Origin of the sequence: Plantactinospora sp. ZYX-F-223 (assembly GCF_039649625.1) — a bacterium.
Classification (GTDB): Bacteria; Actinomycetota; Actinomycetes; order Mycobacteriales; family Micromonosporaceae; genus Plantactinospora.
The window spans coordinates 273051-284912 of record NZ_JBDJAV010000006.1 but is presented as its reverse complement, the minus strand read 5'-3'; the positions used below and the strand labels follow the sequence as shown (position 1 = coordinate 284912).

Below are 11862 nucleotides of genomic sequence, written 5' to 3'. Positions count from 1 at the left end.
CCGGTGTCGCCCGCCCCGGAGTGCGAGCGGCGCGGGACCACAAAGACCACAACGAACTCCATGACCGTAACGGTGACGGCCGTCACCTCGACCGGAAGCATCTACGCAACCCAGCGGTAACGCTGCGGCAACAGCTACGCATGTCGAGGAGAGACCGATGACAGACCTTCGGAACGCGCCGGGCCGGCTCCGGGGCGGCCCCCGCCCGCCGGGTGCCCCCGGGCGGGGTACGGGTGGCCGGCGGCGGGTCGCGGCGCTCGCCTGCGTACCGCTGATCGCGCTCGCCGCGGTGGGCTGTGGCCGCGACGGGGGCGGCGACACCGCAGCCGTGAAGTATCCGACCCGGACGATCCAGTTGATGGCGCCGGCCGCGCCCGGCGGCGGCTGGGACAGCACCGCCCGCGCGCTACAGAAGACGCTGACCGACGGCAAGCTGGTCACCGAGTCCGTCGAGGTGACCAATGTGACCGGTGCGGGCGGCACCCTCGGCCTGTCCCAGCTGGTGACGAAGAACCGGGGCGACGCCCACCACCTGATGGTGACCGGCCTGGTGATGATCGGCGGCGTGCTGACCAACAAGTCCCCGGTCAACCTCGGGCAGACCACCCCGATCGCCACGCTCACCGCCGAGCAGGAGGTCATCGTCGTACCGGCGAACTCGAAGTACACCACGCTGCAGCAGTTGATGGCCGACGCCAAGGCCGACCCGGCGTCGATCAACTGGGGTGGCGGCTCCGCCGGTGGCACCGACCAGATCCTCGTCGGACTGCTCGCCAAGGCGGCCGGCGCCGATCCGAAGGCGATGAAGTACGTCGCCTACTCCGGCGGCGGCGAGTCGAAGGCCGCGCTGCTCTCCGGTGACCTCACCGCGGCGGTCTCCGGCGCGAGCGAGTACGCCGACCTGGTCGCCGGTGGCCAGGTCCGGGCCCTCGCGGTCTCCGGCGCCACCGGCATCGACGTCGGTGCCGGCAAGCCCGCCCCCACCATCAAGGAGTCCGGGTACGACGTCGAGCTGATGAACTGGCGCGGCCTCGTCGCCGCACCGGACATCTCCGACGGCGAGCGGGCCGCCATCATCGAACTGGTCGACAAGCTGCACGCCTCGGAGCAGTGGAAGCAGACGCTGGCCGCACAGAAGTGGGACGACTTCTACCGCAGCGGCGACGAGGCGGAGGCGTACTTCGCGCAGGAGAGCAAGCGGATCACCGAGGTCCTGACCGAGATCGGCCTGGCCGGCTGATGCCGTCGGAGTCGCAGGCCGGGACGGGGGCGGTCGAGCCGGCCGCCCCCGTCCCGGCCCCTCGGGGAGCCCGGATCCTCGGCGGCGTGCTGCTGGCGGGCGGGCTGTTCCTGCTCTGGACGGCGTACCGGGCGGCCGACGGGGACTACTCGGTCTCCGGGCCGTGGCTGGCCCCGCTGGTGGTGACGACCGGCTGGGTGGTGCTGGCCGGGTGGTATCTGGCCGCCCAGTTCCGCACACCGGCCCGGGTCGAGCCGACCAGCGCCGGGGCCCCGCACCGCTCCCCCGGCACCCTCGATGGCCCCACCGCCGACCAGGACGCCACAGCCGGCCAGACCGGCACAGCCGAGCGGGACGCCACAGCCGGCCAGACCGGCACAGCCGAGCGGGATGCCGAGCCGGCGGCGGCCGTACGCTGGCTCCCGCCGGTGCTGCTCAGCGCGGCGCTGCTCGGCTACGTGCTGCTGCTCGACCCGGCCGGCTTCGTGCTCGCCTCGGCGGTCTTCTTCGTGGCCTGCGCCCGGATCCTCGGCAGCCGGCACTGGCTCCGGGACGTCGCGGTCGCGGTCCCGCTCGCGGTCGGCGTCTACTACGGCTTCACCCAGGGACTCGACATCACGCTGCCGGCCGGGGTGTTGCCGCTGTGAACGTCTTCGGCGACCTGCTCGGCGGCTTCGGCACCGTCCTGGAGCCGCAGTACCTGCTCTACGCGGCGATCGGCGTCACCCTGGGCACCTTCGTCGGGGTGCTGCCCGGGATCGGCCCGGCACTGACCATCGCCCTGCTGCTGCCGGTCACCTTCAACCTGGACGACCCGATCGGCACGTTCATCATGTTCGCCGGCATCTACTACGGCGCCATGTACGGCGGCTCCACCACGTCGATCCTGCTGAACACCCCGGGCGAGTCCGCCTCGGTGGCGACCGCGATCGAGGGGTACCAGATGGCCCGGCGCGGCCGGGCCAGGGCGGCGCTGGCGACGGCGGCGATCGGCTCGTTCGTCGCCGGCACCATCTCGACGCTGCTGCTGACCCTCTTCGCCAAGCCGGTGGCCGCGCTCGCGGTCGAGTTCCGCGCGGCGGACTATTTCGCGCTGGCCCTGCTGGCGATGGTGGCGGTCACCGCCCTGGTCGGCCGCTCGCTGGTCCGTGGCCTGATCTCGCTCTGCCTCGGCCTCCTGCTCGGCCTGGTCGGGCTCGACGAGCTGACCGGGCAGGCCCGGTTCAGCTTCGGCACCCTGGAACTGCTGGACGGCATCGACGTGGTGGTGATCATCGTCGGGCTCTTCGCCATCGGCGAGACGCTCTACGTCGCGAGCCGGCTGGGACAGCTACCCGACCGGGTCACCCCGCTCGAACCGGCCCGGGGCGGCTTCGGCTGGCTGAGCCGGCAGGACTGGGCGCGGTCGTGGCGGCCGTGGCTGCGCGGCACTGCCGTCGGCTTTCCGTTCGGCGCGCTGCCGTCCGGCGGCGCCGACATCCCGACCTTCCTGTCGTACACCTACGAGCGGCACCGGGCGAAGAACCGGGCCGAGTTCGGCAAGGGGGCGATCGAGGGGGTCGCCGGGCCGGAGGCGGCGAACAACGCGGCCTTCTCCGGGGTACTCGTGCCGCTGCTCACCCTCGGCATCCCCACCTCGGCGACCGCGGCGGTGATGCTGGCGGCGTTCCAGATCTTCAACGTGCAGCCGGGGCCGCAGCTCTTCGACAAGTCCCCGGAGCTGGTCTGGGCGCTGATCGCCTCGCTCTACGTCGGCAACGTACTGCTGCTGGCGCTGAACCTGCCGCTGATCCGGCTCTGGGTGAAGGTGCTCCAGATCCCCCGGCCGATCCTCTACGCCGGCATCCTGGTCTTCGCCACCCTCGGCGTCTACGCGGCCACCAACAGCGTGACCCAGGTGCTGATCGCGTACGGGATCGGGGTGGTCGGGTTCTTCATGCGGCACTTCGAGTTCCCGATCGCACCGGTCATCCTCGGCGCCATCCTCGGCCCGATGATGGAACTCCAGTTCCGCCGCACGCTGGTGCTCTCCAACGGGGACCTGAGCGTCTTCGTCACCCGGCCGCTCACCGCCGTACTGCTCGGGCTGGTCGTGGCGGCGGTGCTGGTGCCGTTCCTGCCCCGGATCGTCGCCCGGCTGCGCGGCCGGCCGACCAGCGCGCGACGGCTCGCCTTCGGCGAGGACGACTAGGCATCGTTCGGCGTGCCACCCCGCACGCCTCTCAGGTTCCGCCGGTCCACCGGTAGCGTCGCTCCGGTCGGCCGGCGGAGCCGTACCGCAGGCTCACCCCGGCCTTGCCGGCCCCGACGAAGTGCTCCAGGTAGCGCCGGGTGCTGACTCTCGACAGCCCGACCCGGTCGGCGCACTCGGTCGCCGACAGATCGCCGTCGGTCGACCGCAGTGCCGTGGCGACCAGGTCGGCGGTCGGCTGGGTGAGCCCCTTCGGCAGGTCGATCGGGGCCGGCCGGAGCGCGACGAAGAGCCGGTCGACGTCCTCCTGGGCCACCTCTCCCGAGCCGGCCAGCCGCTGCTGGGCGGCGGCGTACCGCTCCAGCCGGTCGCGCAGCGCCTCCGAGCTGAACGGCTTGATCAGGTAGTGCACCACTCCGCCGCGCAGTGCGGTCCGGATCGTGTCGACGTCCCGGGCCGCCGTCACCGCGAGGACGTCCACCACCACCTCGCCCTCGCGCAGCCGGCGCAGCACCTCCAGCCCGGAGAGGTCCGGCAGGTAGATGTCGAGCAGTACCAGATCGGGGCGCAGCCGGTGCACCGCGTCCAGCGCCTCCGCGCCGGTGTGCGCCACCCCGACGACGGTGAAGCCGGGCGTCCGCTCGACGAAGCCCCGCTGCACCCGGGCCACCATGAAGTCGTCGTCAACCACCAGTACCCGGATCACGCCGGCGCCCTCCCGGGCAGCGAAGCGTCCCGGACCGGGTCGCCGCCGGGCGGCGTGGCCTCCTGGGCCAGGTCCTCAGCGGGCGGCGCGGCCACTCGGCCCGGGTCCCTGGTGGGCAGCGGCAGCCGGGCCCGGAACGACGCGCCGTCGACCTCGACGCTGCCGCCCCGGCGCTGGCAGATCAGCCGGACCAGCGCCAGCCCCAGCCCGTGGTGACCCCGGGCCGGATCCTTGCTGCTGTAACCCTGCCGGAACACCGCCTCGACCAGTTCCGGGGGCACTCCCGGGCCGGAGTCGTCGACCCGGACCACGACCTCCGCGTCGACCCGGGCGAGCGCGACCTCCACCCGGCCACCGGAGCCGGCCGCATCCAGCGCGTTGTCGACCAGGTTGCCGACCACCGTGACCAGGTCGGTGGCGAGCTGCTCGTCGACCGCGGGCAGGTCCGACTCCGGCGAGACCGCGAGCCGGACACCCTGCTCGGCGGCGAGGCTGGCCTTGGCGATCAGCAGCGCGGCCAGCGCCGGGTCGCGGACCAGCTCCGTGACGTCCCGGTTCAGCTTCTCGTGCACCTGGCTGGCCCGGGTGACGTACCGGATCACCTCGTCGTGTTCGCCGAGTTCGATGAGTCCGGCGATGGTGTGCAGCCGGTTGGAGAACTCGTGCGCCTGGGCCCGCAGGGCCTCGGTGGTGTGCCGGCTGGCGTCCAGCTCCCGGCGGAGCGCGGTCAGTTCGGTCCGGTCCCGCAGCGTGGTCACCGAGCCGACCCGGCGGCCCCGGACCAGTACCGGCCGGCGGTTGAGCACCAGTACCCGGTCGTCGCTCAGGACGATCTGGTCGACCCCGGTGACCTTGCCGGTGAGTACGTCCCGGAGCCGGGGCTCCATCGGCTCGGCGTGCAGCGATCGGCCCACCGGCAGGGCCGCCAGCCCGAGCAGCCGGACCGCCTCGTCGTTGACCAGGGTCACCCGGTCGGCGGTGTCGGTGCCGAGCACGCCCTCCTTGATGCCGTGCAGCATCGCCTCACGGTGCTCGACCAGGCCGGTGATCTCGCGCGGCTCCAGCCCCAGCGTCTGCCGCTTCACCCGCCGGGCCAGCAGCAGTGACCCGGCCACCCCGAGCACCCCGCCGAGCAGCAGGTAGGTGAGCAGATTGGTGAGGCCGGCCGCGAGCTGCTCGGGCAGCGTCGGATAGGTCTGGCCGACCACGATCAGGCCGAGGAACCGGCCGTCCTGTTCGTCGAGCACGGGCACGTGCGCGACCAGCGCCTTGGATCCGTCGTCGACCACACCGACCCAGGACCGGCCGGCGAGGCCGTCACTGCTGCCGAGCACCATCGGCGATCCGGCGTCCGGGCCGGTGACCAGCTTGCCGGTGGCGTCGGCGATCAGCACGTACGTCGCGCCGGAGACCGCCCGGGCGCTCTCCGCCACCGCCGCCAGCGCCTCCTGACCGTGCGGGTCGCCGATGCCCATCCGTACGGTCCGGTTGATCGCCGCGTTCTCCCCGACGGAGCGCAGCCGGGAGCCCTCGTCCCGGCGGAACGCCGCGTCGGACTCGGCGATCGAGACGGCCGCCACGGTGCAGACGACGAGCAGGACGATGCCGAGTTGCAGCAGCAGGAACTGACCGGCCAGGGACATCCGCTGCCGCATCGCTCCTCCTCGTCCGGTTCGTTCCCCGGGGTGGTTCCGACGCCCTCGCCGGCCCCGCCACGGCATCCGGCCGGGCAACCGGGAAGCTCTCACCTGACCAGCCCCGACGTCAACCGGCAAACTGGTCCGGTCACGGGTGGTGACAACCGGGCGCCGGCCGGCCAGGATCGGCGGATGGCCCGCACCAGATATCCGACGGCGAGAAGGCTGGCCGGTGCGGTCGCCGCCGGCCTCGCCGTGGTGCTGATCGCCGTGTCGGGCTGCGCCGGACGCCTCGCCGACGGGACCACCGAATTGCGGCTGCTCGTCCCCAACGCGCCCGGCAGCGGCTACGACGTGACCGCACGCACCGCCGCCAAGGCACTGGCGGACGCCGGGATCGCCCGTGCCGTGGAGGTCTTCAACCTGCCCGGTGGCGGTGGCGTCGTCGGGCTACGGCGGCTCGGCTACGAGCGGGGGAACCCGGACCTGATGATGCTGATGGGGCTCGGCGTGGTGGGCAGCCAGTACGCCTCCGGGGCCCGGTTCACGCTCCAGGACACCACCCCGATCGCCCGGCTGATCGAGGAGCCCGCCATCGTGGTGGTGACCCGGGATTCGCCGTACCGGGACATCGGCGGGCTGATCGCGGCCTGGCGGGCCGATCCGGCGGGGGTGCCGGTGGGTGGCGGCTCGTCTGCCGGCGGGCCGGACCACCTCGCCCCGATGCTGATCGCGGACGCGGTCGGCATCCCGCCCCGGCAGGTGAGCTACCGGCAGTTCGACGGCGGCGGCGACCTGCTCGCCGCGATCCTCGACCACCAGGTCGACTTCGGCGTCTCCGGCCGCAGCGAGTACGCCGACCAGATCGCCTCCGGCCAGCTCCGGGTACTCGCCGTGACCAGCGAGTTCCGGCTCACCGGCACCGTCGCGCCGACCCTGCGGGAGCGCGGAGTCGACGTCGTCTTCAGCAACTGGCGGGGCATCGTCGCGCCGCCCGGACTGGACGGGGACGACGTCGCGGCGATGCGGGAGATGGTCGCCCGGCTGCACGGCTCGGCGCAGTGGCGGGCGGTACTGGCCAAGTACGGCTGGACCGACGCGTACCTGGACGGTGCCGGGTTCGGCGATTTCCTCCGGGCCGAGAACGACCGCCTCGCCCACGCACTCGACGGGCTCGGCCTGAGCCCGGCCGGCACCTCGGGGCCGAAGGCCGGCCGATAACCGACGCGTGTCTCGACCGGCGGCAGGGCTCACCCGGAGGCGAGGCGGGCGAGAGCGTCCCGGTGGGCTTCGAGGCTCGCCCGCTGTTCGGCCGACGCCGCCGGATGCCGGTCCAGCCCGGCGCCGAGCTGCCCGACCGCGCGGCGCACGGCGTCCGCCGCCGCCCGCCCCGTCCCGGCATCCTGCCGCAACCGGTGTGCCACCTGCGGCAGCAGCTCGGAGGCCGTACCGTCGTCCACCCGTACCTCGAGCCAGTCGAGCGCGACCGCAGCACATCGCCGTGCACGTACGCTGCCTGGACTGACCGGCCGACGACCCGGACGGGCCGTCGGCGGCCCGAGCCGACGACCGGAGGGGCCGGTGGCCGCGGCCGGGCGGACGCCACGGGGTCGGTACGGCCAACGGAGTGGCGCGCCGACCGCACCGGCTCGTCCGGGTGGTCGGCCCGGCCGCGGCCACCGGCTCAGCGCCGGGCCGAATGGATCGCCTGGAACAACGCGATCCACTGCTCCGGCCAGACGTACCCGACCAGGGTGTCGGCCGGCACCCGGTTGGCCCGCAGCGCGGCGTCGACCCGGCGCGCCGGATAGCCACGGTGCAACGAGGCCCGCAGCGAGCCGCCCACCCCGCTGAAGCCGAGCGCGACGAACCGCTCGTAGTCGGCGAGCTGGTGCGCCGGCAGCAGCTCCACCGCCCGGCGCTCCAGGCGCAGGATGCCGGAGTCCACCCGGGGCATCGGCCGGAATCGCTCCCGGGGGATCCGGCCGGCCAGCCGCCAGTTCATCCACGGCCAGGTCTGCACGGTACGCAGCGTCCACCGGCCGTAGTCGCCGCAGCGCTTCCGGGCGTACTCGAGCTGGGTGACCAGGGTGGCGGTGGTCAGCCGGGGGGCGCCCAGGCACCAGTCGACGATCCGGCTGGTCGAGGCGTACGGGATGTTGCCGACCACCGCGAACGGTTCGGTGGGCGGCCGGGCCGCGACGAAGTCGGCGTGCACGAGCCGGAGCCCCGGCTCGGACCGGAACTCCTCGCCGAGCCGGGCGACCAGCGCCGGGTCGATCTCGTACGCGACGACCCGCCGGCACCGCCGGACCAGCTCCCTGGTCAGCGCCCCCTGCCCCGCGCCGACCTCAAGAATCAGCCCGGCCGGGTCCGGGCGGGCCGAGGCGAGAATCTGCGCGATGGTTTGCTCGTCGCGCAGGAAGTTCTGCCCGAGCACCCGGCGCGACCGGTCCTGCCCGGTACGCGGCCCCGCCGGCCTGACGGGCCGGTCGGGTTGCCGGCGGACCGGCGGGTTCGCCCGGCGGGCGCCGGGACGGTTGTCTCGATTGGGATGGTGATGCGGCACGGCCGTGTCCTCCCGCCCGGGCACTCCGGGCCGGTCTGTGGGACAGGCGGGCGCGCAGCGGCCACGACCTGTCCCGGATGGATCAGGACTCGGGTGACCCTGGACGTGCGGAGATGCCGGCGCCGCGCGCTCACGCGTCCTCGACAGCAGCCGCGTCACGCGTCGTCGACGGCAACGGCGCCGCGCGTCAATCAACGCGAACGGCGTCACGGGCTGTCGACGCGAACGGCGTCACAGGTCGTCGACGCGGGTGACCCGCACCGGCCGCGACGACGCGGTACGTCGGGCGGACAGGTGGAGGGTCACGGCGCGGCGCGCCGCCGGAAGGACGGAACTGGCGTTCGACCGCGCCGCGTCAGCGGCGTCGGCGATCGAACCTGGATGCTCCCGCGCTCAGCCGACCAGGGCGGAGCGGCCGGCCCGAGGGCGGATCAGGAGCAGGGGCGCCCCGTCGGCGGTGCACGTCCCGGTCAGGGACCCGCGGATCAGGGCGTGAAAGGTGCCAGACACCCCGCCACCCTAGCTCAGTACGTGGGGACCGGATCAACCGGTTTTCCGCCCTCCCGGACGACCATCCGGTGCAGTACGTCCGGTTCACCGGGCCGGGCGAACCACCAGCCCTGGGCGTGGTCACAGCCCATCGAGCGAAGCAGTTCGGCCTGCTCCCGGGTCTCCACCCCCTCGGCGGTGACGGTCAGGTTGAGCCCGTGCGCAAGCGCGATCACGCTGGCCACGATCTGCCGGTCGGCCGGCGTACCGGGGTGCCCGGGCGTGAGGCCCTCGATGAACGCGCCCGCGATCTTCAGCTCCCGTACCGGGAGTCGACGGAGGTAGGCGAGGTTCGAGTAGCCGGTGCCGAAGTCGTCCACCGCGACCCGTACGCCGTGCGCGGCCAGCGCCCTCAGCGCGTCGGCCGGTCCCTGGGCGGGTCCGAGCAGGGCACTCTCGGTCAGTTCGAGCTGCAACTGTGAGGCCGGCAGCCCGACCTCGTCGAGGGTACGCAGCAGCTCGTCGGCGAGGCCGACGTCATGCAGTTGCCGGGCGGAGAGGTTGACGCTGACGAACGGCGCCCGCTCGCCGAGATCCCGGTACCAGTGGGCGGCCTGCTGGCAGCCGCGGGTCAGCACCCAGCGACCCAACTGCCCGATCAGGCCGATCTCCTCGGCGAGATCGATGAAGATCTCCGGGGCGACCGGACCGTGCTCGGGATGGGTCCACCGCAGCAGCACCTCGGCGCCGATCGGCACCCCGTCGGCGAGCCGCACGATGGGCTGGTACCGCAGTGTGAAGTCGTCCCGGTGCAGGGCCGAGCGGAGCCCGCTGGCGAGCGTCGACCGGAGCGCCTGCGCGTCGTGCCGGTTCGCGTCGTAGATCTCGTAGCGGTCGCCGCCGGCCGCCTTCGCCCAGTACAACGCGATGTCGGCGGCCCGCATCAGATCGCTCGGCTGGCTGTGCGGTATCCGGTCGTCGGTCACCCCGATGCTGACCGAGACCGAGAGCTGGTGTCCGGCCGCCGGGATCGGCTGCCGGACCGCCGACACCACCCGCTCCGCGACCCGTACCAGCCGGGTCGGGTCCGGGTCGGCGGCGACGATGACGAACTCGTCGCCACCGAGCCGGCCGGCCAGCCAGCCGGGGCCGGCGACGCACCCGGCGAGCCGGGCCGCGACGGTACGGAGCACGTCGTCGCCGGCCGCGTGCCCGAACGAGTCGTTGATCGTCTTGAACCCGTCGAGGTCGAGGTAGCAGATCCCGACGTGCTCGTCCGGGCCGAGCCCGTCGATCAGCTCGTCGAGCCGGCGCAGCACCAGGGCCCGGTTGGGCAGGTTGGTCAGCGGATCGTGCAGCGCCTGATGGGAGAGCGCGGACTGTAGGTGGTAACGCTCGGTATCGTCCTGCGCCGTGACGACCAGATGGGTCACCTCGCCGTGCGGCACCGGGGCCAGCGAGAGCCGCAGCCAGACGGTGCCGCCGTCCGGACGGCCGAAGGCCGCGTCGAGTTCGGCGTGCGTCCGGCGGCCGGCGTGCAGTTCGTCGAGCGCCTGGCCGACCGCCGCCCGGTGCGGGGCCTGGACCAGCCCGGTCAGCCGCCGCCGGACCAGTTCAGCGACCGGACGGTCGAGCATCCGGGCCAGGGCGGGATTCGCCTGCACGATCCGGTTCTCCGGGTCGACGACGCAGATCCCGCTGGCCGAGGAGACGAAGAGGGCCTCGAACCGCGCCTCGCTGGCCGCCCAGGCCCGCTCGGCGGTACGTCGGGCGGTCAGCACCGCCCTGATGATCGACTCCAGCTCGCGTTGGGTCCGCTCGCGCAGCGCCCGGGCGTACCCGGCGGCGACCGCGCCCAGCAACTCGGTCCGGCCGACCCGATCGGGCGTCTCGCCGGGCAGCTCCGGCCCGGCGTCGTGGGGTGGAAAGTGTGCGGCCAGGGCGGCGACGGTGGCGTGCAACGCCGACACGTTGGTGTAGCCGTCGGCGACCAGCGCGGCACCGACCTCCCGGGCCGCGGCCGGGCCGTCGGGCGAGCCGGCCATCCGTTCGGCGTAGCCGAGCAGCACCTGCCGCAGCTCGTCCAGGCGCACCGGGACGTAGCTGATCTGGGCCATCGCCCGGGCCCAGTGCTGGGCGAACTCGTCGAGGGCGGCGGACGCCGGCCCAGGCACCTGGCCCGGCTGGGTCACCGCTTGCGTCCCACTCCGGCGTAGATGAGGGCGCCCCGGTAGCGGTCGTCGACCGTCTCGGCCGGGTCCGGACGCCAGTCCGGCAGGTTCACCAACCCCGGCTCGACCAGCTCGAAGCCGGTGAAGAACCGCTCGGTCTCGGCCCGGTCCCGGGCGGTCAACGGCGTCGGGGTACGCCGGTAGAGTTCCCTGATCTCCTCGTCCGACTCCTCGCTGGCCCCGTGCGCGCCCTGGGTGACCACCAGATAGCTGCCCGACGGCATCCCCTCGGTCAACCGGGCTATCGCCCCGTGCGGGTCGTCGGCGTCCGGCACGAAGTGCAGCAGCGCGACCAGCAGCAGCGCGGTCGGTCGGCTCAGATCGAGCAGGCCGCCGTCGCGGACCTGGTCGAGGATGTCCTGCGGCCGCCGCAGGTCCGCCTGGAGGACGGCGGTACGGTCGTCGCCGGCCAGGATCGCCCGGCTGTGCGCCACCGCGACCGGATCGATGTCCACATAGACCACCCGGGCTTCCGGGTCGACGTGCCGGGCGACCTCGTGCACGTTGTTCGCGGTGGGGATGCCGGAGCCGATGTCCAGAAACTGCCGGATGCCCTGCGCCGCAAGGAACCGCACCGCCCGGCCCAGGAAGGCCCGGTTGGCCCGGGCGTACCGGACCGCGTCGGGCCAGGCCAGTTCGGTCTTCCGGGCGATCTCCCGGTCGACCTCGAAGTTGTGCGATCCGCCGAGCCACACGTCGTAGATCCGTGAGGCACTGGGGCGGTCGATATCGATGTCGTCGGACGTCCAGTCCGGTTGTGTCACCGTCACACTCCGCCAGCTCGGTGTTCGCCGTCCCG

At 73.4% G+C, this 11862-nt stretch carries 10 protein-coding genes; 4 read left to right on the top strand and 6 right to left on the bottom strand.

Translation table 11 applies throughout. The features are described 5' to 3' along the window. Positions 1–157: 157 nt before the first annotated feature. From AAH979_RS09015 to AAH979_RS09005, 3 genes are all read left to right on the top strand, one after another. Entirely contained in the window at positions 158–1240 is a 1083-nt protein-coding gene (locus tag AAH979_RS09015) for a tripartite tricarboxylate transporter substrate binding protein (RefSeq protein WP_346257595.1), read from the top strand. Between the two features lie 86 nt (positions 1241–1326). Then, the gene (locus AAH979_RS09010; RefSeq protein ID WP_346257594.1) at positions 1327–1887 is read left to right on the top strand and encodes a tripartite tricarboxylate transporter TctB family protein; all 561 of its coding nucleotides are present in this window, start codon (positions 1327–1329) and stop codon (positions 1885–1887) included. After that, positions 1884–3431, top strand: a complete 1548-nt coding sequence (locus AAH979_RS09005; protein WP_346257593.1) for a tripartite tricarboxylate transporter permease — start codon at positions 1884–1886, stop codon at positions 3429–3431. The genes AAH979_RS09010 and AAH979_RS09005 overlap by 4 nt, the downstream gene beginning before the upstream one ends. A gap of 31 nt (positions 3432–3462) precedes the next feature. On the opposite strand, the gene AAH979_RS09000 is transcribed toward AAH979_RS09005, so the two are convergent. Together AAH979_RS09000 and AAH979_RS08995 are read right to left on the bottom strand one after the other, a co-directional pair. After that, positions 3463–4137, bottom strand: coding sequence for a response regulator (locus AAH979_RS09000; RefSeq protein ID WP_346257592.1), 675 nt, complete (start codon positions 4135–4137; stop codon positions 3463–3465). Continuing rightward, entirely contained in the window at positions 4134–5792 is a 1659-nt protein-coding gene (locus AAH979_RS08995; protein WP_346257591.1) for an ATP-binding protein, read from the bottom strand. Before AAH979_RS08995 ends, AAH979_RS09000 begins: the two co-directional genes overlap by 4 nt. Positions 5793–5966: 174 nt before the next feature. Between AAH979_RS08995 and AAH979_RS08990 the strand changes: the two genes are divergently transcribed. Beyond that, positions 5967–6995 (top strand): tripartite tricarboxylate transporter substrate-binding protein, encoded by a 1029-nt coding sequence (locus AAH979_RS08990; RefSeq protein WP_346257590.1) that lies wholly within the window; start codon positions 5967–5969, stop codon positions 6993–6995. Positions 6996–7024: 29 nt separating this feature from the next. Here the strand turns inward: AAH979_RS08990 and AAH979_RS08985 are convergent, their stop codons facing one another. From AAH979_RS08985 to AAH979_RS08970, 4 genes are all read right to left on the bottom strand, one after another. Beyond that, positions 7025–7234, bottom strand: coding sequence for a hypothetical protein (locus AAH979_RS08985; RefSeq protein WP_346257589.1), 210 nt, complete (start codon positions 7232–7234; stop codon positions 7025–7027). 224 nt (positions 7235–7458) lie between these two features. Beyond that, positions 7459–8214, bottom strand: coding sequence for an ErmE/ErmH/ErmO/ErmR family 23S rRNA (adenine(2058)-N(6))-methyltransferase (erm, locus tag AAH979_RS08980; protein WP_346257600.1), 756 nt, complete (start codon positions 8212–8214; stop codon positions 7459–7461). Positions 8215–8867: 653 nt separating this feature from the next. Next, complete coding sequence (locus tag AAH979_RS08975) at positions 8868–11024, bottom strand: EAL domain-containing protein (RefSeq protein ID WP_346257588.1); 2157 nt, start codon at positions 11022–11024, stop codon at positions 8868–8870. Continuing rightward, positions 11021–11827 carry an SAM-dependent methyltransferase gene (locus AAH979_RS08970; RefSeq protein WP_346257587.1) on the bottom strand — a complete coding sequence of 269 codons (807 nt, stop codon included), beginning with the start codon at positions 11825–11827 and terminating at the stop codon, positions 11021–11023. The genes AAH979_RS08975 and AAH979_RS08970 overlap by 4 nt, the downstream gene beginning before the upstream one ends. Between the last annotated feature and the right edge of the window lie 35 nt (positions 11828–11862).